The organism is Tolypothrix campylonemoides VB511288_2 (assembly GCF_045999855.1).
GTDB classification, from domain to species: domain Bacteria; phylum Cyanobacteriota; class Cyanobacteriia; order Cyanobacteriales; family Nostocaceae; genus Scytonema; species Scytonema bouteillei_A.
On the sequence record NZ_JBFPMW010000004.1, the window covers coordinates 400,898 to 422,685 of the forward strand.

Consider the following 21,788-nt stretch of genomic DNA (forward strand, 5'->3'; position numbering starts at 1 on the left):
GAGTTCACAAAACTGGCGGTACTCCTTGTTAGGGAGTGTTGTTTGGAGATGTCTGATTCCTACTCAATTAATTTGTAACCCTGTAAATTTATTGTTTTTTCGGCTATACTCTCCTTGAGAAGGGCAAGGATGGAATTACCGACAGCTTGCACATAGAATCCAAGCATCTCTTTGAGGTAGATTTCGGCAATACGGCTTTAGCCGCTAGCCTCGTTATGGCACCGATTTGCAAACTTTGGCTGACTGCAAAATATTGATATAGTAGACAGCTTTTCTCAAAAAAGGTTCTTATTTGACGTAAGCGCATACCCAGACCTTCTTGTCTTTGTATGCGTCTTAAGCAGATAGGTACATTTTGAGATGGGTTGCTATCACTGTGTAACAGTTGTCCGCTCGATAGCCCTGTCTCTAGCAAATGTAGAATACTAACTCGAGTATAATTCACGACCAAATTCCTCCAAGAGTGACTGGATGTCAACTCATACAACAACAATCTGCGGTAGAAAGCACGCTCGGTTTTGTGAAGAAGAGAGTTAATTCTCCACGCGGATTAGGGAACACACTCTAACGTTGTTTTATGATGGGCAGTCACCCTGGGGCATATCATGCCAATTCTAGAACTTTTAACAAAATTTAAGAAGTGCAATGCATACCTGAAATATAAGAGTTTTTATTTAACTGGTAGATGATAAAGAGCTTACTTTCTAACCTAGTGTGAGAAAGTAAGTAACTTGCTCTCTATCATTTAGGTTACTATAATTTTCAAAAAAAAGTTAAAGGATGTGTAAAGACTGATATAAGTGAATCAAGAAACTATAAAAAGCGATCGCTTTTCTAACATAAATGTCTTGTAAGGATGTATACTATAAGGTATTTTTTTCCGTGCATATACTTAATTCTCTATGAAGAGAGAAATTGTTAAAACTTTATATTCCAAGTATCGGAAAATCGTCTCTTATTTTTTTGCAGTAGAAATACTGAATCACAAATTGATAATGTTACTATTTTTCAGGTTAAAGATCTTGTTTTAAGAGCAATCCAGCGAGCAGTGTGTATAATTTATTTCAACAAAAAGGAGATGCGATCGCAATTACTTTAGTCAATGGGGGAGTTGGGTTAAAAATTTCTAATTTTATTTTTGCAGAAATTTTGTCATCCATCTCAAGATGTATAAATATATGCAAAAAACTTATAATGAATTGGCATAAGAGAAACAATTTATACAATTCATTTGAACTAATATTATTTATTTGTTTTATTTTATACGTAAAATAAGAATTCTCTTAAACAGACTACAGAAATGAACCCATATCAACGTCAGGTCTGTTTTGCCTTCATAGAACTGACTTCATATTAGACATCTATGGAAATGAATCTCCACGTATGCAGACTTTTTGTAAACTTATATCGGCGATCGTGACATCGTTTTCGACTTTCATCTCCATCATAAGGCATCAGATAGTGAGAGTTCGGTATCTTAAAAAATATGTATATATTTTTACAAGCGTTGTTTAGTATTATATGCTACATCTTATTAAAAAATTCTAAATAAAAATGATTGGCTCGAAGCTTTACAGAATCTTTAAAAAACTAATATAGGAACTCTATTTAGTTTTTGCAGCATACTTAGCATGGAAAATGCTGACTGTATCAAGCGTGTGGTGGGGATTTCTTTGACAACAGAAGTCAAGTTCCTTTGCGCCAATTTGTAGTTCGTAATTATTCTCTCGTTGTGGTGTCAACTTCTGGTATCAACATCAGGCTGAGGAGTTGTATCCGACTAAGTAGGAATGACAGCTGAAATTTTGGCTACACTTAAAAAAGGTTCGCTATCAAAATCAAGTGAGAGAAATCAATATACAAGTTTCAGAAGAAAGCATTCTACCTATTGCTTCAAAGGATGCGCGTTTAGATCGTTATCTCTCGCAAGTACTACCAGATCTATCTCGTTCCAGAATTCAACAGTTAATTGAGCAAGGTAACGTTCAGCTGAATGGCAAACCCTGCATATCTAAGAAGATATCTGTAAAAGTAGGGGATAACATTACCGTCAATATACCAGAAGCAGAACCCCTGGAACTTAAACCAGAAGAGATACCCTTGGATATTCTTTACGAGGATACCTCTTTACTGATTATTAATAAACCCGCAGGTCTAGTTGTTCATCCGGCACCAGGTCATCAAGATGGTACTCTTGTAAACGCTATCTTGGCTCACTGTCCCAACTTACCGGGAATTGGAGGAGTTCAAAGACCCGGAATTGTTCATCGATTGGACAAGGATACAACTGGAGCTATTGTTATTGCTAAAACAGAACAAGCCCATCACGCATTGCAAGCTCAACTAAAAGCAAAAACTGCAGGACGAGAATATTTAGGGATTGTTTACGGTGCGCCCAAAACAGAAAGCGGTACTATCAATTTACCTATTGGTCGCCACCCAGTGGAGCGCAAAAAAATGGCAGTTGTTCCTGTTGAAAAAGGTGGAAGAGTGGCGGTGACACACTGGAAAGTGAGAGAACGTTTGGGTAACTACACCTTAATGCACTTTCAGTTAGAAACTGGACGCACCCATCAAATTCGGGTTCACAGCGCTCAGATAGGTCACCCCATCGTTGGCGATCCCGTTTATAGTTCCGGTCGTTCTGTGGGGGTTAACTTACCCGGTCAAGCGCTCCATGCTTGGAAACTGAAGTTGCAACATCCGGTATCTGGGGAATGGATTGAAGTGACTGCACCTCTTCCTCAGATATTTACGACTTTATTAGAGGTTTTACAACGAAGAACAGCGATCGCTAAACAGTGACTGGTGGTCCATCGCATTAATTTTGATAGGCTGTTACCTCGTTCCCAGGCTCCGCCTGGGAATGCCTTACTGGAGGCTCCGCCTCCAGTGGAGCGCGAGGCAGAGCCTCGCCGACTGTGTTCCCAGGTAGAACCACCGGATCGAGATAAAAACGTTCACCAGTCAAAACTTTTGCGATAGACCACTAGTAAACAGTGACTGGCTATCTAGAAAATACTAATTATTTATATTGTCAATTTAAATTCACATAATTTTATATTAGGTTTGCCATCCGCCGACAGACACAAAAATGAGAAATCTTACAAAATCATCTTTACTTAACTTCATGTAACTTTACGAAAAAATCTTTTATTAAAGCTACTATCATTCTCAATGTAGCTCTAGGTAATATTACTTTTGAGGCCATATTAGATAGCGATCTAATTAGATAAAGATAGGCAAAGGAATATGTTGAATTGTAAATTTCTCTTTATGTGGATCGCACTCAAAGCTCGATACATCAGGAGTTTTGCAAAATACTGTAAGGTTTTACACAAATTTACAAGTTTTAATAATAAATTTATGCAAGGACTATATAAAATCTAAAAAGCAATTAAGAAATCGAGCAAAAAATTGAGACTTCAATAAACAAATGAATTGCACAACGCAACCATAATTTTTGGTAGTTGTGCGGTAAGTTTGTGAAAAATATTTTATATTTTGTGTTTGATGAAATAATTGCTTTTTACTCAAACTTTGGCTCATTCCAAACATTGGATAAGCTGCAATAAAATCTAGGAGAAGAGAACAATGCTAGATGCTTTTTCTAAAGTTGTTGAACAAGCTGATAAAAAAGGTTCTTACTTAAGCGACAACGAAATTAATGGATTATCAGCATTAGTTGCTGATAGCAACAAGCGTTTAGATGTGGTTAATCGTCTCACCAGTAATGCTTCCTCCATTGTGGCAAATTCATATCGCGCTTTAGTCGCTGAACGCTCTGAAGTTTTCAATGCTGGCGGTGCTTGTTTCCACAACCGCAATCAAGCAGCTTGCATCCGCGATTTAGGATTTATTCTGCGTTATGTCACATACTCTGTACTAGCAGGTGATGCTAGCGTTATGGACGATCGCTGCTTAAATGGTTTGCGTGAAACCTACCAAGCATTAGGTACTCCTGGCGATGCTGTAGCTTCTGGAATTCAAAAAATGAAAGATGCTGCTATCAAAATTGCTAACGATACCAATGGCATTACCCGAGGTGATTGCAGCCAACTTATGTCAGAAGTTGCTAGCTATTTCGATCGCGCTGCTGCTGCTGTTGTTTAATATCATTTGTCAAAACAAAGTTGCTTGAGAAAACCGGAAAAATTAGAGAAATTATCTCAAAAAATTTCTCAATTCTGAGCCATTACATCTGTTAACATTTGGAGATTAGGAAGATCATGAAAACCCCACTCACTGAAGCGATCGCAACTGCTGATGTTCGCGGTACTTATCTAAGCAATACCGAAATGCAAGCGGTTTTTGGTCGTTTCAACCGTGCTCGTGCAGGTTTAGACGCAGCCAAAGCATTTTCTCAAAATGGTAAGAAATGGGCAGAAGCAGCAGCTAATCATGTATATCAAAAGTTTCCTTACACCACTCAAATGCAGGGACCTCAATATGCTTCTACCCCTGAAGGCAAAAGCAAGTGTGTAAGGGATATCGATCACTACCTCCGCACCATTAGCTACTGCTGCGTAGTAGGCGGTACTGGTCCTTTAGATGAATACGTTGTTGCAGGGTTAAACGAACTCAATAGCGCTCTTGGTTTGTCCCCAAGCTGGTATGTAGCAGCACTGGAATTTGTTCGCGACAATCACGGTCTCAGTGGTGATGTTGCTGGTGAAGCTAATACATACATCAACTATGCGATTAATGCGTTGAGCTAATGGCTAGTGGCTAGTGGCTAATGGCTAATGGCTGATGGCTAATGGCTAATGGTTCATGGCTAATGGTTCATGGCTATAGCAATTCTGTTGGATTTGTGAACTACAAGTAGGGTGGCTACTGACCAGCACCATCTTAAAGTTTTTCATAAATAATTTAGAAATCCTATAGCTGTTAATAATGACCATTAGCAATTAGCTATTAGCAATTAGCCATTAGCAATTAGCTATTAGCAATTCAAAATTTAGGGGAGTTTGAGAAAAATGACCAGTTCAGTTATAGAACGGCTAGGAGTTAACGATTGGGTAGGCAAAAAAGTTGAACTGCGCCAGAATTGGACTGAAGATGATTTGCAACTAGTGTTCCGGGCTGCTTACGAGCAAATCTTTGGACGCCAAGGAGTCTATGCTAGTGCAAAATTCAACAGCGCTGAATCTTTGTTGCGGAATGGTAAAATTAGCGTCCAACAATTTGTTGAGATTTTAGCTAAATCTGAATTCTACAAAGAATGCTTTTTTTACCAAAACTCCCAAGGGCGTTTCATTGAATTAAACTACAAACATTTGCTTGGACGCGCTCCTTACGACCAGTCAGAAATTGCTTATCATGTAGACCTCTATGCGTCTCGTGGTTACGATGCTGATATAGAGTCTTACATCTACAGCCCAGAATATGAGAATGCTTTTGGGCATTCTGTTGTTCCCTATTATCGTGGATTCAAATCAATTCCGGGAATGAAGACAGTTGGATATAACCGCATATTCGCACTTTATCGCGGTAGTGCTAACAGCGATAACGCGCAATATGGTGGTAAAAATTCCCGTTTGCGATCGAAAATCTCGATGAACTTGGCAAACATGATTATGCCATCAACATCACCCGCTGGTGGTAGCTTTACAACTGCGCCATCCCTCATCAGTTCTCCTGTCCGAGGTGATAATCGCATGTTCACGATCGAAGCAATTCTGGGTGGACAGAATACCAATGTAGCAGTACGCCGTAGCAGACAGATCTACACTGTTCCCTATGAACGACTATCAGCTATCTATCAAGAAATTCACAAGCGTGGTGGTAAGATAGTCAGCGTTACTCAATCTTAAAAACATAATTCACAATTCGTAATTTGTAATTATTCATTTAAATTACGAATTACGAATTACGAATTACGAATTATTATGACTACTACTCATCAAACAGAACCAATTCTTTCAGAAGAAACTGCGATCGCAGCCCTAAAGAGTGAAGATAATCAAATTCGCTATTATGCGGCTTGGTGGTTGGGAAAGTATCAGATACAAGGAAGTTGTACAGCCTTATGTGAAGCTCTATTTGATGAACGTTATCGAGTTCCAAACGGTGGTTATCCTCTACGCCGTCAAGCAGCACGGGCTTTAGGTCAACTTAAAAATCCACAAGCTGTTACTTCTTTAATAGCAGCACTGGAGTGTAAGGAAGATCTGCGCTTGCGAGAAGCAGCAATCCAAGCCTTAGGAGCGATTGGAGATAAGAGAGCTGAAGAGCCTTTAGTCAAGCTTGTGCAATCAAATAAAGAGCAACCATACGAAGCTCTTATTGAAGCGTTAGCTACGTTAGAAGTCTGGTCAGTTCGTCCTCAGATAGAGTCTTTTCTCAACCATCCTTCCGAACGAGTACAGTGTGCAGCAGCTCGCTACTTGTACCTTTTAACTCAGCAACCCCAGTATATTGAACGTATTCTTCAAAATCTCAATCATGAGAATATGTATTTGCGTTGGGCTGCTGTATTTGACTTGGGGGCGGTTGGTCACCGACAAGCTATCGAAGCAATTTTGGCAGCTCGAATTCCAAACAGTCTTAAGTTGCTGAATTTAAAACGGATTTTAGAATCGGTTTTAGATAGTAGTGAAATATGCGATCGCGAAATATCTAACTTACTGTTTAAAGCAATTGATGATTTATTAATTCAGCTTTAAACTTTTCGAGTTGCTACCTTCTTCTCTGTGCCTTCTCATGACAAATATCTCTGCATTAATCCAAGCCTTGGATCAAAATCAACCTGCTGTCTGCTTGACAGTTGTTGAGTCTTTAGTGAAGCTTGGACCTGCAACCGTAGAATCACTGATTTCTGCTTATCGTAGTTCTACGGATCAAGGTTTACAAGCATACATCATTCAAGCTTTGGCTCAAATTGGCGATCCTAGAGCAACGGAGTTGCTAGGGGAAGTTGTGGGTAGTTCAGTTGCCAACCATTGCCAGGGCAATGTCCGTCGTATTGCAGCACGAGGGTTGGGAAGGATATGTCGTACCACCGATAACCCTATTGTGGTTCAGTACGCTATGGAAAAATTGACTTGGGCTTTGCTTGCTCCTGATGATTGGGGATTGCGCTATGCAGCCGCAGTCTCTTTACAAGAAATTGCAACGCCAGAAGCATACCGTGCTTTACAGATGGCTATCGATCGCGAGACCGATACTGTTGTGCGATCGCGAGTCACTATGGCTCTAGGGGGTTAACACTCATAGACTGACTGCCCATCCCAAAAATTTCGGGGACAATGCTCAGACAAATCAGTATTTTTGTACCACTTCCAAAACCCTTGGGAAGTGGTTTTGACATTTGTAAACTTCGTTATCAAAATTCGATACAAAAATCAACCCTATGACATGAAAAGTTTTGAATCTGTCTTTTTGTCTGTGCCTTTTGCTCTGACTTCTCTCATGAAGAAGAATTTTCTAAAGTCGCAGAAATATTTAGACACGTTTTGTTAAGAAATATTTACATTCAGGTTTGAGTAAATGGATACTGTAAAAAACTGCAATATGTTGTCTCAACTCGGTTGTATCGATAATTAAAAAAAAATTAATAAATTAAAAGCATGGTTTGAAAAAAAAGATTATTAAGTTTTGTTACTAAAAAATCTTCTTTTCTCAGGCTGAGCTTCTTATATGTAAAGGATTTGAGGCTTTTCTTATTGCTCGATCTCATTTATTCATAATTTGTAACAGATAATGCCCCAATAGCGTTGTATAAACATAATCTGGAGGGGTTAAAGAACAGACGAAAGTTAAATGAGGCAATCAGTTCACAAGGTTTGCCAGTTTCTCATAAAATCACCCCAGTTTCTCATAATCTCTCGTTCTTGCTCAGGCAGGCTGGAGAGTAGGAAACGTAAACGATGAGAGACAGTTTAGTTCGGTATCTGTTGTTTGCCATTCCAAAATTCATAAAACAATCTCAGTTTTAATCAAGACAGCACTCAACTAAGCAATTAGGAGAAAAAGTCCATGTTAGACGCATTTGCTAAGGTGGTTTCTCAAGCCGACTCCAGAGGTGAATTTTTGAGCACCGAGCAACTAGATGCTCTGAACAACCTGGTTAAGGATGGAAACAAGCGCTTGGATGTAGTAAACCGCATCACCAGCAATGCTTCCACCATCGTTACCAACGCTGCTCGCGCTTTGTTTGAAGAGCAGCCCCAATTGATTGCTCCTGGTGGTAACGCTTACACCAACCGTCGTATGGCTGCTTGTTTGCGCGACATGGAAATCATTTTGCGCTATGTTACCTACGCAATTTTAGCAGGTGACGCTAGCGTATTAGATGACCGCTGCTTGAACGGCTTGCGCGAAACCTACCAAGCATTGGGTACCCCTGGTTCTTCCGTAGCAGTTGGCGTTCAAAAAATGAAAGATGCTGCAACCAAGATTGCTAACGACCCCGCAGGTATCACCCCTGGTGATTGCAGTGCATTGATCTCTGAAGTAGCTAGCTACTTCGATCGCGCTGCTTCTGCAGTTGCCTAATAGCACAAGAAAAGCCCAGAACCTAATAACAGGTATCTAGGCATAAAGAAATGTAACACCAAGGAGATTGTACACCATGAAAACCCCAATTACCGAAGCAATTGCAGCTGCTGATACCCAAGGACGTTTTCTGAGCAACACCGAATTGCAAGCTGTTAACGGTCGTTTCGAGCGTGCAGCAGCAAGCTTGGAAGCTGCTCGTGCTTTGACAGCCAACGCTCAGCGTCTAATCGACGGTGCAACTCAAGCAGTTTATCAGAAGTTCCCTTACACAACCCAGTATCAAGGACCTCAGTACGCTGCTGATTCTCGTGGTAAGTCCAAGTGTGCTCGTGACGTAGGTCACTACCTCCGGATTGTTACCTACTCCTTGGTTGCTGGTGGTACCGGTCCATTGGATGAGTACTTGATTGCTGGTTTGGATGAAATCAACCGCTCCTTTGAATTATCTGGAAGCTGGTATGTAGAAGCTCTGAAATACATCAAATCCAACCACGGTCTCTCCGGTCAAGCTGCTAACGAAGCTAACACCTACATTGATTACGCCATCAACGCTCTAAGCTAGATCGCGTTTTGCCCGGAGAGGGATGCAAGTGCTGGATGAGTTCACCTAGCAGTTGGATCGCGCTCCGGGCATTGTTTTACTTTGGGAAAGATAAAAAATACTTATCAAAGCACTCTGTAGGTAGCTCAAGTGCTAAAGAAATAGGGGGAAAGAAAAATGGCGATTACAGCAGCAGCATCCAGGCTGGGGACTGAAGCTTTTAGTGATTCACCTCGAATTGAACTCCGCCCCAACGCCAGCAAAGATAATGTCGAAGCGGTGATTCGTGCCGTATATCGGCAGGTTTTGGGTAATGATTATTTGATGGCATCAGAACGTCTCAAGAGCGCCGAATCACTCCTGCGAGATGGGAATCTAACAGTCCGGGAGTTCGTGCGTAGCGTTGCCAAATCAGAACTTTACAAGAAGAAGTTTTTCTACAACAGTTTCCAAACTCGATTAATCGAACTCAACTACAAACACCTGTTGGGTCGCGCTCCCTACGATGAGTCGGAAGTGGTTTACCACTTAGACTTATATCAAAACCAAGGGTATGATGCCGAAATAGATTCTTATATCGATTCTGTAGAGTATCAAACTAATTTTGGCGACAATATAGTACCATACTATCGCGGTTTTGCAACTCAAACAGGACAAAAAACAGTGGGATTTAACCGGATGTTCCGGTTATATCGTGGTTACGCCAACAGCGATCGCGCACAAGTAGAAGGGAAAACTTCTCGTCTCGCTCGCGAACTGGCAACAAACAGTGCATCCTCCATCGTCGGTCCTTCTGGAAGCAACGAAAACTGGGGCTATCGTGCATCAAACGATGTTGCACCCCGGAAGAATTTGGGGAACGCGGTAGGACAAGGCGATCGCGTTTACCGAGTAGAAGTAGCAGGGCTATTAAGTCCGGGCTATCCCAAAGTACGCCGCAGCAGCACCGCCATATTTGTGCCATACGAAAGACTTTCTGAGAAGTTACAACAACTTCAGCGCCAAGGCGGCAAAATTGTCAGCATTAACCCTGCTTAATGGTGGAATGGGGAATGAGGAGTAGCAGTGATATCTTGACAACTCCCTACTCCCTACCTCTGACTGGTTAACAAGCAATACTACAGGAGAAATAAAGATGTTCGGACAAACCACAGTTGGAACAGGCGGTCTTTCTAGTGCAGGTAGCCGGATGTTCCGTTACGAAGTCGTAGGTTTGCGTCAAAACTCAGAGAACGACAAAAACAGCTATGATATCCGCCGCAGTGGTAGCGTGTATATTACAGTACCCTACAGCCGCATGAACGAAGAAATGCAGCGTATTACCCGCATGGGTGCTAAGATTGTAAAAATTGAGCCTTTAACTGCTGAAGACGCTAACTAAAGTCTATCAATGATAGAACCCAGTGCAGAAGAGTATTTAGTAGAAAGCACTCAACCACTAACACCAGAGCAAGCAACAGCCAACCTGCGATCGTCGGATTTAAGTCTCCGCTACTACGCAGCTTGGTGGCTCGGTAGGTTTCGAGTCAGGTCAACAGAAGCTGTAGATGCTCTGATTGAAGCGTTAGAGGATGAAGCTGATAGAACAGAACTTGGAGGTTACCCTCTGCGACGCAATGCCGCAAGGGCACTGGGCAAAATAGGCAACATGAGAGCAGTACCAGCGCTTATTAAGTGCTTGGAATGCTCCGATTTTTACGTAAGGGAAGCAGCAGCCCAGTCTCTGGAAATGCTCCGCGACCCTAGCGCCGCCACTCCGCTTATGCAATTGTTAGAAGGGGGTGTTGCAGCTGCCATCCAGGTACCGGGACGCCCCCACCTAACTCAGCCATATGAAGCGGTGCTTGAAGCCTTAGGAGCAATTGGTGCTACTGAGGCTATTCCCTTAATTCAACCCTTTATCGAGCATCCAGTTCCAAGAGTACAGTGTGCTGCAAACAGGGCAATGTACCAGCTCTCAAAAGATCCTCAATATGGGGAACGTTTGGTAAAAGTGCTAGATAACAGCAACCTGCAATTGCGCCGTGTAGCTTTAGGAGATTTAGGAGCAATAGGGTATGTAGCAGCCGCAGATGCAATTGCTAATGCCACAGTAGAGAATAGCTTCAAACTAATAGCCCTCAAAGGCTTATTGGAAAGTCAACTCAATGAGGAGTCCCAAGCATCGTCTCTCACTGATGATGCTATTCGAATCCTAAACTTGATGGATTCATTGTTGTAGTAATTTTTTAGTGGTTAGTTGTTAGTAGGAAATTGTTATTAAACAATAATTTCCTACTCACTGCCAACGACTAACAACTAACTCTTAATCAATGACTGACATCCAAGAATTAATTCGCGCCGTTACCGAAGCAGACTCCCCAGGGCGAATGGTGGCGGCTGTGCAAAAATTGGCAGCAGCAAAAGATCCGGTAGCAATTCCCACATTAATTGCCTCCTTTGGATATAACAACCCAGGAGCAGCAGTGGTGGCAGTTGCCGGATTGACAGAATTAGGAGAGGTTGCAGTGCCACAGTTGCTGGAAAACATAGATGATTATAACTACGGCGCACGGGCTTACTCAATTCGCACTTTAGCTGCGATAGGTGACCCCCGCGCCTTAGAAGTGTTGTTAACAGCATCTGCTACAGACTTTGCACCCACTGTTCGTCGTGCAGCTGCCAAGGGGTTGGGCTTTTTGCAATGGCACAAGTTGGCCGAAAGCGATAAGCCGGGTACGGCTTGCGCCAAGGGCAATCGCACAACTTCACAAATCAGAGCCATGGAAGCCCTGATTTCCCTAACGCAAGACTCTGACTGGTCAATTCGCTATGCTGCCATTGTTGGTTTGCAAGCACTTGCCAAAATACCAGAACTCCAAAGTTCGATTGAGGCTAGATTTGAGGAAATGTTAGCCAGCGATGGCGAAAAAGCAATCCGTGCTCGCGTACAGGTAGCCCAGCAACAAGTTAAGAGTCTCTAGTTTCCAATCCTCTTTACCATAAAAAAAGGTAAAAGTAAAGATGTCAATACCATTACTTGAATCCATACCAAAGACGCAAAACCAGCGTGTTGAGGGCTATGAAGTCCCTAACGAAGACACTCCACTCATTTACCGCTCAACAGACGCTATCTCAGACGCTGATATTGATGCCATCATCTGGGCAGGATACCGACAAATTTTTAGCGAACACCTCATTTTAGAGAGCTACCGCCAACCCTTTTTAGAATCCCAATTGCGAAATCGGGCTATTAACGTCCGAGATTTTATCCGGGGATTGGGTAAGTCTGAAGTTTATCGGTCACTTGTGGGAGATACCAATTCCAATTATCGCCTGGTAGACATCAGCTTTAAGCGCTTTTTAGGGCGTTCTACCTATGGCAAAGACGAGCAAATTGCATGGTCGATTGTCATTGCCACAAAAGGCTTAAATGGCTTCATTGATGCTCTGGTAGACAGCGACGAATACCTCCAAAACTTTGGCGATGATATAGTTCCTTACCAACGCCGTCGCTTCAAAGACAGACCCTTCAACTTAGTCAATCCTCGCTACGCTGACTACTGGCGCAACCAGCAGCTGTCAATAACCTTGGGAGGTACGAGTTACTACCAAGCAACAGTCAGCGGACAATCCGTACAAAGAGGCGTGCGCGGATCGATTCCTTATAATTTCCTAACAATGGCTGCAAGTATTGCTCCTGGTGGCTTAAACTACCAGCGATCGCAAGACAGAGCCAGAAATTACATTGCTGATGTAGAGTTGCCTGAAGCATACAGCCAAACAGCAGCCCAACCAACTGTAAAACCCACGAAAGTGAATTTACCTTACAGTTACATTCCTGGAAATAAAACAACTTAGCTAATGGCTAATGGCTAATGGCTAATGGCTAATGGCTAATGGAGTCAATTAGCAATTAACAATCTCGCAATTAACATTATGACAATCCCTTTACTGCAATATAAACCCAGTTCGCAAAACCAGAGAGTTGCTGGTTACGAAGTGCCTAACGAAGATACTCCCAGAATTTACCGCTTGGAAGATTCTCCTTCTGATGGTGAAATTCAAGAACTGATTTGGGCGGCTTACCGACAAATTATCAGCGAACACGAAATTTTGAATTTCTACCGCCAGAGCAACTTAGAATCTCAGCTGAAGAACCGCGCTATCACTGTACGGGACTTTATTAGAGGGTTAGCAAAATCAGAAGCTTACCGCCGTCTGGTAGTTGAGACCAATTCTAATTACCGTATTGTAGAAGTGACTTTGAAACGGCTGTTAGGACGTGCGCCCTACAACAAAGATGAAGAAATTGCTTGGTCAATTAAAATTGCTACTTTAGGGTTGGGTGGCTTTGTTGATGCTTTGTTGGACAGCGAAGAGTACATAACTAACTTTGGTGAAAATACAGTTCCTTACCAACGCCGTCGTTTTAAAGACAGACCCTTTAATTTAGTCACTCCTCGCTACGGTAATTACTGGCGAGACAAACAGGAAGACGAGCGCTACAAGTGGGGAGATATAAAGAACTTCCTAGAAATGGCAAGTTCTATCAAAGTCACTCCAGTTAAATTCACACCCGTAAACACAACAAACATCAAAATTCCCGATACCACCAGGCAAACAACGCCCCAGGGAATTCCTGTTTCTATTAGCCCCACTGCAAGTTTCCCAATTCGCTAAAGGGTTAGTAGTTAGTAGTTACTGGTCTCTGGTTATTTCACAACCAAATGCGAGACAATAAAAGATGAGGATATTCAGCCTCTTCTATAAAGCCAGTTCTTTGTTTAGCATAGTTAGTTTACGAGGAAAAACAGAGCATGGCATTGCCATTACTTCAATACAAACCAAGCAGTCAAAATCAACGCGTTAAGAGCTTTGGTAAAGCCGATCAAAACGAAGATACACCATATATCTATCGTTTAGAAGATGTTAGCAGTTACACTGACATTCAAAACATCATTTGGGCAGGATATCGCCAAGTTTTCAGCGAGCATGAGATTCTTAGCTTTAATCGCCAGCAAAATCTCGAGTCTCAACTGAAAAATAGTTCAATTACTGTACGTGACTTCATTCGCGGTTTAGCTCAATCTGAAGCTTTTTACCGTTTGGTAGTCTCTGTCAATAATAACTACCGTTTGGTAAACATCTGCCTCAAGCGCTTGTTAGGTCGCGAGTCTTACAATAAAGACGAGGAAATTGCTTGGTCAATTAAAATCGCTACCTTGGGCTTTAAAGGTTTTATTGATGCGCTTGTAGATAGTCAAGAGTACACTGACAATTTTGGTGAAAATACCGTTCCTTACCAGCGCAAGCGTATGGAAGGACGTCCCTTTAACTTGGTAACTCCTCGCTACGGTGAAGACTTCCAAGAAAAAGCAGGTACAGTTACTACCGATTGGCGCTTTACTTTGGACAAATTCTACAGCCGCAAGTTCCAAGAAAGGCAACTCGCAGAAGGCGATCCACGTAAGTACCGCGATTTGGCAGAGTCTATCAATACCAAAGGTAACTACGCTCAACGCATTTCTGCTTTTGACCTCGATTATCTCAGCCTAGTGCCTAACCGTGGCAGACGCTAAGATTTTTCTCTGAACACCTAAAACTTTATACTGGGTCTGGTAACTGTGTTTGTGCATTAGCTGGTTAACCTTTGCATGTTAGCTAGGTGTTGCATAAAGCAGGAACTAGACCCAGTCGTTTTTTATGTCGTGAGCTTGCGTCTCGCTTTTTGGTCAATGAACTCATACCAAATCCGTTTCTCCAACCTAACGATTGGAAATCGAGGCTATACAAACAAAGTCCCTTCGGGTTCGCCCTCCGGGTTCGCCAGTCGCCAGGGCGTGGGAAACCCGCCTGCAGCGCTAGACTCACCAGTTCCCAGGGCGCGGGAAACCCGCCTGCTTTCCCTGGACTCACCGCCTACGCGGACTAGATTATCAAGGGGGTGCAAAACGCGGATTTAGTATCACTTCGTTTGTAAGATGTTCGCAGCAAAGCCCCTTAGATTTAAAGCCATCGCACACTTTGAGATATCCCTAATAATTCTCGTATAAATTACCACCTTCCACCCAGTAACTTCGCTTCAGCCTCAGCTTTTTGAAGTTTCAATCCCTGATAGGGATTCGTATAAATTACCACTATAGTGCCCTCCAAAACGCACTAAACTCACTCAAAGGTTTCAATCCCTGATAGGGATTCGTATAAATTACCACTTTCCCTTGTTTACGGTCTTCCTGGTAAAAATAAGTTTCAATCCCTGATAGGGATTCGTATAAATTACCACGCTTTTAAATTTAGACTTTTACTTTACTCAGGAAATGTTTCAATCCCTGATAGGGATTCGTATAAATTACCACTTCATATTTACTTCCACAACACATACCAACATTTTGTTTCAATCCCTGATAGGGATTCGTATAAATTACCACTTGGATAAACTCGGTCCTTTTGGAGTTGGTATCATTGGTTTCAATCCCTGATAGGGATTCGTATAAATTACCACTTGCACCTTCTCACCCCATCGCTCCACGTGGGTTTCAATCCCTGATAGGGATTCGTATAAATTACCACTTACCTTGCCATCAGATCGCTCAACCCGAGATAGGTTTCAATCCCTGATAGGGATTCGTATAAATTACCACTTTAGATTTAAAAATTAAGAAGCCTAAAAGGAAATCAAGTTTCAATCCCTGATAGGGATTCGTATAAATTACCACCTGAGCTTAATAAAACTGCCCAAAGATTGCAGCTTTTGTTTCAATCCCTGATAGGGATTCGTATAAATTACCACCAACGAGTAACTTTACCCTCGGTATCATTAACCCGTTTCAATCCCTGATAGGGATTCGTATAAATTACCACCACCGCCAGGGAAGTTCGCCTTGTCGAGCAATCCGTTTCAATCCCTGATAGGGATTCGTATAAATTACCACATGCATACCGCCGCCAGCGCTAGCCGTACTCTTGGTTTCAATCCCTGATAGGGATTCGTATAAATTACCACTGCTGGCTTTTAAAAGGCTTGCCTTATTAAGTTTTCAAGGAACTGCTGCGCGGATGACTTAAGCATAACACGTTTGGCACCAGTCATGACAAGAGGAATTGCTTGAAACTCTTACCCTGTAAGCAGCGCGGATGGTTTTGATGGGAAATTGAGATGAAAGCCTTACGCAGTCAGGGGTAGAAGGACTTTTTTGAGGTCCCCATTTTTCAACACCTACCCATCCGCGCTGTCAGATTTCAAAAGATTGACGATCGCGCCAACTAATTGCTCGGGATCGACTGGCTTGGCAATATGGTATTGAAATCCCACAGTGAGTGCTTGTTGCCGATCGATCTCTCCTGCGTATGCAGTCAGAGCGATCGCTTTTATCTGGCTAATTTGCTCGCTTGGCATTGCTCGAATGTGCCGCATTAGCATATATCCGTCCATATCAGGCATCCCAATATCACTAACTAACACGTTGGGTTGAATCTTTGCTATGACTTGAAGTGCTTGAAGTGCAGAAGCAACTTCTGTAACAATTGCACCGCGTTGTTCTAAGATAAAGGCAATTAACTCTCTTGAATCTGCCTCATCATCAACCACAAGCACCTGTTTGCCACTTAGGGGTAATGCCTCATGTACGAGCAAAGAGGAATTATCTGCCTGTTTGATGCTTTTGTCTTCATTTAAAAGCGGTAAAGTAACCGTAAAAGTAGCTCCAAGCCCTTCCCCCGGACTTTCGGCTCGAACGGTACCGCCATGCAGTTCGACTAATTGACGGACAATTGCCAACCCTAACCCCAATCCGCCAAACTTTCTCGTTGTCGTTGCATCTGCCTGACGGAAGTACTCGAACACATGAGGTAGAAAATCAGGATGAATGCCTTTGCCCGTGTCGCTGACTGTAATTTGAGCTTCCCAGTTAATGCGCTCTAACCGAATTTCTACCCGTCCGCCCGGTGAAGTGAATTTAACGGCGTTGCTCAGCAAATTCCAAATCACTTGCTGCAAACGGGCAGAATCTCCCAAAACTTGTGCGCTCTTTAACTCCAAGACTGTATCAATTTGAATTGACTTGGCTTGAGCAGCCAACCGTACTGTTTCAATAGCTGCTGCAATTGTCAATACCAAATTCACAGGAACCATTTCAAGGCTCAGTTTGCCACGTAAGATGCGAGAAACATCTAATAAATCTTCAATCAGTTGTACTTGGAGTTTAGCGTTTCGCTCGATTGTTTGTAACGCTTGAGTGGTTTTTGTTGCATCTAACTTACCGCTTAGCAGTAACTGAGACCAACCTAAGATAGGATTGAGGGGCGAGCGCAACTCGTGAGATAACACTGCTAAAAACTCATCTTTGATCCGGTTAGCCGTTTCAGCTTCCGCACGGGCGGCTTGCTCTTGCTCTAGCAGCCACTGGCGCTGTTGGTCGAGTTGTTTTTGAGTTTCGATATCTGTTGCTGTGCCAAACCATTTAATAACTTGCCCTTGCTGGTTTTTCAGAGGTACCGCTTGATGCAAATACCAGCGATAAGCTCCATCTGCCCGTCGCATCCGACCTTCAGCTCGATAGTTTGTACCTGCGTGTTGCGCTGCTGCCCAATTTTGGCTGAGAGTTGGGACATCATCGGGATGTATAATGGCTTCCCAACCACAGGTTTGAACTTGGGCTAAGGTTAACCCCGTGAAATCTGACCAACGTTGATTAATATCAGTAAGTGTTCCATCGCTGTTAGCAGTCCACACCAGTTGGGGAATTGATTCTGCTAAATAACGATAGCGTTCTTCACTTTGCCGCAGGGTTGCTTCAATTTGTTTGCGATCGGTAATATCAAGTGCCGTTCCAATAAACCCAACCGCTCGTCGCGCACCCCCATCTTCCTCAAATTCTACCTGCCCGTTAGCTGAGACCCACCGCTCGCTGCCATCATCCCACAGGATGCGGTAATCAATTTCATACTCACCAGATAGCGCCGGATCGAGGGCTGTTGCGATCGCCGTTGTCACTCGTGTTCGATCGTCAGGATGTATCCGTTCCATCACTCTTGGAAGGGGGATTGTGACTGCATCCTTCGGCTCGCCCCAAATCTCGCGCATCCGTTCGTCCAGTTCCACAAGATTTGTGTCGGTGTCGTAGCGCCAAGTTCCCAATCGAGCCACTTTAATAGCAAGTTGTATGTGTTTCTCGCTCTCTCGTAATGCTTCTTCTGCCTGTTTGCGATGAGTAATGTCACGGAAGAAAATATCAAGACCATCTTCATGGGGATAGGCGTCAATCTCAAGCCACAAATTATATGTAGGGGGTTGGTAAAAGTGATGCTCAAAGTGGACGGGAATTTGTTTTGCCATTGCACGCCGATATTGGCGCTCTACATTCGTCCCTACCAATACATACCACTCCTCCCAGTAAATCTTACCAATAACTTCTGTGCGAGGTTTGCTGTTAATTCGCTCCGCTTCTGCATTTTGATAAACGATGAGCCAGTTGCGATCGATCGCGACAAAGGCATCTTTCGTGCTTTCCAAAGTACGCGTAATTCGCAGGTTGGCTTCCCGCAATGCCTGCAAGGTTGCCTTAGTTTTTTGGTTGGCCATCCGCAATTGCGTGCAGAGTAACGCGATAAAAAATGACACCAGCGAGAATGCAAACAATTGCACCAACTGATTGGCACTTGTGATGGTGAATGAGTAAAGCGGCTCCATCAAGAAGTAGAGGCAGTCGCCGACAGACACGGCGAGCGCGAGCAGCCCCGGTTTCATGCCCCCATACCAAGCACTAGCTGCAACAGCAGCAAAAAATAGTGGAAATATGAGTGGATTCAGGAGCGGCAGAAGCAGTTGTGTTAGCAGAAGGGCGACTGTCGCTGCCAGAATCGCAACGCCATAAGGTAGCAATCGAGAGGGCATATAATTTTCTTTACGTACAGTCACCGTCATTTCGCGAATTTACCCCTATTCTACCGACAAGAAATACTGCTTTCGCAACTTCTAGACGACATACCGTTAGATAGAAGAACCTTTTTTCAAAATCAGTACAATTTATACTAACAAGCAAAAATCCCTATATACAATTTAGCTTCTAGCCAGTTTACCACTAGAAGCTATTATTTTTTAGAAATCAGAACCTACTCGTTCGCGTTATAAATTTTGCCCGGTTTATCTGAGTTGTAACTTATTTTTTATACGACGAACACAGCAATACTAGAAACCTATTAAAACTCCTGACACAAACGACTCCAGATTAACAAAGTAGCAGAAACCATGATGAAAAATCATTGATTCTTTATCCGCAAAGGAGTAATATTTTAATTTTCAAATATCTTCAGATATGACAGGACTGTGCCAAAAAAGATTTTTTGTACGCGATCGAACTTACCTTAATCCTTAAAGTGCAATTAGTGCTTTGCGATCGCAGAACAGTTTGTTAAATAATTTTGATAGCTTCTGCTACAAAATCATCAGGATCGACTGGCTTAATTAAGTAACTTTGAAATCCAGAGATCAAAGCAAAAATCTGTCCTTCATCTGTAGCAATAGCAGTTACTGCAATAGCTGGAATATCTTTGTGAGGTGAGTTTAAATTTCTAATTTTACGTATTAAGGAATAACCATCTACTTTTGGCATAGATATGTCTGCAATTAACAGGCGTAATTCAAATTTTTGGACGATCTCTAAAGCTTCCATAGCTGATGATGCTGTCATGACTTTAGCACCACTCTGTTCCAGAATGAATGTCATTAGTAGCAAATTATCACTATCATCGTCTACCACAAGTATAGGTAATCCTTCTAAGGTAGAAATGTTGCGTCTATCGCTATTAAGATGAAAATTATTAGGATGCTTTGACACGATCGGATTGTCTCCTAGTTGCTTACTCAATTAGGGGGAAGCCCTGCTAGGAGCTAGGTGCGAACTAGCTGTCTAGTGGGCATATTTGATTGTCATCCCTGCTCTACTTAGAAAAAATACCTTTTATGAGAGGATTGTTAGGATTGACTCTGAGTGGAATCAGGAATGTAAATAAGAACTTACTCTATTGATAATTCATTGGTATTCATTTGTTAGCTACTACCCACAGATAGATGTACTTCTCCTTTTCTTTTACCAACTCATATTATTCCCTACATTGAAAATATGCCTAACCCTTGACCCCTATATTATGTAAGGAGAATCAATAGCCTCTTCTTGACCGATATCCACTAAGGCTTGATAAACCATAACTGCAACTTCTGCACGGGTAACATCTCGGTTGGGATTGAGATGTTTTGGATTGGGAAAGTTGACAACTATTCTTCTTTGGGTAGCAATAACTATCTCTCTCTTTTTAGACTCTGGAACTTTTTCCCAGTCAGTATAAACATTACTGGCAGTAAAATTATCAGTCTTGAATTCCAATCCATTAACAAGAGAGACGATAATTTGCAATCGGTTCATATTGAGATGGGGACGGAAAGCATTGTTGGGAAAAGCTGAGATAAATTCCCCTTCATACGCCTGCTGTATTGCCCTATAAGCCCAAAAATTTCCCGGCACATCTTTAAAGTCTATCGCCTGCCTTTTTGTTGGTGGATTAAATGCTTTTACAACTATTGCTGCATATTGCGATCGCGTCATCGTTGCATCTGGTCTGAAAGTGCGATCGCGAAAACCCACAATAATTTCTAACTTGAATAATTTCTCAATAAACTCCTCCGCCCAATGATTTTTAATATCAATTAAACCTTTGAGGGGAGTTGCAAAGAATGTAAAATTAGGTATTGGTGCGGCAACAGGTATAGGTATGGAAGTTGGTTGCAACGTAGGTAGGGCTAGAGGTGCTTGAGTCGGCGCAGGTATGGGTTTTGGTATCTGAGTAAAAACGGGTGTTGGTTTAGAAGTCAGTGTAGGAGCTTGATTGTAAACTAATTCTACGTAGCCCTTGATTTTACCTGGGTCTAATTGATTGCCGACAGCTAATAGTCTGTGAGAACCGGAATTTTGCAAATCGAACTTACCATTAAGGCGCAAGATGTTGCTTCCATAATCATTGCTATTGCCTAAATCTGGTAAGGCGTTAGAAGTTACAGTTAAACCATCTTCAGTATTTCTTTCACTAATATTATTTCGCAATACCGGACGAGCATCACCCGAGACAACAATTCCAGAGCGATTTTCGTAAATATGATTGTCTGTCAGAATGGGAGAAGCGCGATCGCCAATCACCACACCAAAACCCGATCTGTAGCAGATATTACCCCGAATTTCTCCTTGAGTGTCGCGAACAATGGAAATACAATTTGTAGCATTTTCTGCAAATAAACTATCAGTAATAGTAACACGAGCATTGCCAGAGGCAAAAACACCGTCACGGCTGCAATTGATAAAAGTACAATTAGAAATAGTAGAAGCAATTGATTCAATCCAAACAGCAACTCCACGGTTAGCCCGGTTTGTGAAGGTTATTCCTCGAAGTTCTGCGCCATTGAAGGACAAAATGAAAGTTACATTTTGCTTTGCTAGGGTAGGGCTGCGATATTCACCACTCCCTTCAACGAGTACATTGCTACCCTTATGACTTTCATTGCCAACAATTGTGACAGCAATAGGAACATGCATCGGAAAGGTTTCACCGCTAGCAGCATTGTAATAACCCTCTGCCAACTGAATCTGACTGCCCGATGTCGCTCGCTTAAGAGCTTGGGTAATGGTTTTTAACGGTGCTTGTTGGCTACCTGCCGCACTGTCACTGCCTGCTGTTGGATTAACGTACAGAATCTCAGCCATCTTCACATACTCTA

At 42.5% G+C, this 21,788-nt stretch carries 18 protein-coding genes and 1 CRISPR repeat array; of the genes, 15 read left to right on the forward strand and 3 right to left on the reverse strand.

Features of this window, described 5'->3' with window-relative positions:
• Positions 1–1,842 precede the first annotated feature (1,842 nt).
• The 15 genes from AB0756_RS14450 to AB0756_RS14520 all read left to right on the forward strand — a co-directional run bounded on the left by AB0756_RS14450 (position 1,843) and on the right by AB0756_RS14520 (position 14,604).
• A complete protein-coding gene (locus tag AB0756_RS14450) occupies positions 1,843–2,805 on the forward strand; it encodes an RluA family pseudouridine synthase (RefSeq protein WP_038077738.1) in 963 nt (320 codons plus the stop codon).
• Positions 2,806–3,594: 789 nt separating this feature from the next.
• The gene (locus AB0756_RS14455) at positions 3,595–4,113 is read left to right on the forward strand and encodes a globin family protein (protein WP_038077740.1); all 519 of its coding nucleotides are present in this window, start codon (positions 3,595–3,597) and stop codon (positions 4,111–4,113) included.
• Between the two features lie 116 nt (positions 4,114–4,229).
• Positions 4,230–4,718 (forward strand): phycocyanin alpha subunit, encoded by a 489-nt coding sequence (locus AB0756_RS14460; protein WP_038077742.1) that lies wholly within the window; start codon positions 4,230–4,232, stop codon positions 4,716–4,718.
• 261 nt (positions 4,719–4,979) lie between these two features.
• Positions 4,980–5,816, forward strand: coding sequence for a phycobilisome linker polypeptide (locus AB0756_RS14465; RefSeq protein ID WP_038077744.1), 837 nt, complete (start codon positions 4,980–4,982; stop codon positions 5,814–5,816).
• Positions 5,817–5,891: 75 nt separating this feature from the next.
• Positions 5,892–6,668, forward strand: a complete 777-nt coding sequence (locus tag AB0756_RS14470; RefSeq protein ID WP_038077746.1) for a HEAT repeat domain-containing protein — start codon at positions 5,892–5,894, stop codon at positions 6,666–6,668.
• A gap of 37 nt (positions 6,669–6,705) precedes the next feature.
• Entirely contained in the window at positions 6,706–7,209 is a 504-nt protein-coding gene (locus AB0756_RS14475; RefSeq protein WP_038077748.1) for a HEAT repeat domain-containing protein, read from the forward strand.
• 771 nt (positions 7,210–7,980) lie between these two features.
• Positions 7,981–8,499 carry a phycocyanin subunit beta gene (locus tag AB0756_RS14480; protein ID WP_038077750.1) on the forward strand — a complete coding sequence of 173 codons (519 nt, stop codon included), beginning with the start codon at positions 7,981–7,983 and terminating at the stop codon, positions 8,497–8,499.
• 76 nt (positions 8,500–8,575) lie between these two features.
• Entirely contained in the window at positions 8,576–9,064 is a 489-nt protein-coding gene (gene cpcA / locus AB0756_RS14485) for a phycocyanin subunit alpha (protein ID WP_038077753.1), read from the forward strand.
• A gap of 156 nt (positions 9,065–9,220) precedes the next feature.
• The gene (locus tag AB0756_RS14490; protein ID WP_038077756.1) at positions 9,221–10,081 is read left to right on the forward strand and encodes a phycobilisome linker polypeptide; all 861 of its coding nucleotides are present in this window, start codon (positions 9,221–9,223) and stop codon (positions 10,079–10,081) included.
• Positions 10,082–10,178: 97 nt separating this feature from the next.
• Positions 10,179–10,424 (forward strand): phycobilisome linker polypeptide, encoded by a 246-nt coding sequence (locus tag AB0756_RS14495; protein WP_038077758.1) that lies wholly within the window; start codon positions 10,179–10,181, stop codon positions 10,422–10,424.
• 9 nt (positions 10,425–10,433) lie between these two features.
• The gene (locus AB0756_RS14500) at positions 10,434–11,264 is read left to right on the forward strand and encodes a HEAT repeat domain-containing protein (protein WP_038077760.1); all 831 of its coding nucleotides are present in this window, start codon (positions 10,434–10,436) and stop codon (positions 11,262–11,264) included.
• 91 nt (positions 11,265–11,355) lie between these two features.
• Positions 11,356–12,006, forward strand: coding sequence for a HEAT repeat domain-containing protein (locus AB0756_RS14505; RefSeq protein WP_038111263.1), 651 nt, complete (start codon positions 11,356–11,358; stop codon positions 12,004–12,006).
• A 40-nt stretch (positions 12,007–12,046) separates the two neighbouring features.
• Positions 12,047–12,883, forward strand: coding sequence for a phycobilisome rod-core linker polypeptide (locus AB0756_RS14510; RefSeq protein ID WP_038111262.1), 837 nt, complete (start codon positions 12,047–12,049; stop codon positions 12,881–12,883).
• 78 nt (positions 12,884–12,961) lie between these two features.
• Complete coding sequence (locus tag AB0756_RS14515) at positions 12,962–13,705, forward strand: phycobilisome rod-core linker polypeptide (protein ID WP_038111261.1); 744 nt, start codon at positions 12,962–12,964, stop codon at positions 13,703–13,705.
• Positions 13,706–13,842: 137 nt separating this feature from the next.
• Positions 13,843–14,604, forward strand: coding sequence for a phycobilisome rod-core linker polypeptide (locus AB0756_RS14520; RefSeq protein ID WP_038111260.1), 762 nt, complete (start codon positions 13,843–13,845; stop codon positions 14,602–14,604).
• 522 nt (positions 14,605–15,126) lie between these two features.
• Positions 15,127–16,028: direct repeats of the CRISPR family, unit length 37 nt; unit sequence GTTTCAATCCCTGATAGGGATTCGTATAAATTACCAC.
• A gap of 213 nt (positions 16,029–16,241) precedes the next feature.
• Here the strand turns inward: AB0756_RS14520 and AB0756_RS14525 are convergent.
• The 3 genes from AB0756_RS14525 to AB0756_RS14535 all read right to left on the reverse strand — a co-directional run bounded on the left by AB0756_RS14525 (position 16,242) and on the right by AB0756_RS14535 (position 21,774).
• The gene (locus tag AB0756_RS14525) at positions 16,242–18,947 is read right to left on the reverse strand and encodes a PAS domain-containing protein (RefSeq protein WP_082051785.1); all 2,706 of its coding nucleotides are present in this window, start codon (positions 18,945–18,947) and stop codon (positions 16,242–16,244) included.
• A gap of 487 nt (positions 18,948–19,434) precedes the next feature.
• A complete protein-coding gene (locus tag AB0756_RS14530; protein WP_038090054.1) occupies positions 19,435–19,860 on the reverse strand; it encodes a response regulator in 426 nt (141 codons plus the stop codon).
• A 303-nt stretch (positions 19,861–20,163) separates the two neighbouring features.
• Complete coding sequence (locus tag AB0756_RS14535; protein ID WP_038090141.1) at positions 20,164–21,774, reverse strand: DUF1565 domain-containing protein; 1,611 nt, start codon at positions 21,772–21,774, stop codon at positions 20,164–20,166.
• Positions 21,775–21,788: the final 14 nt, after the last annotated feature.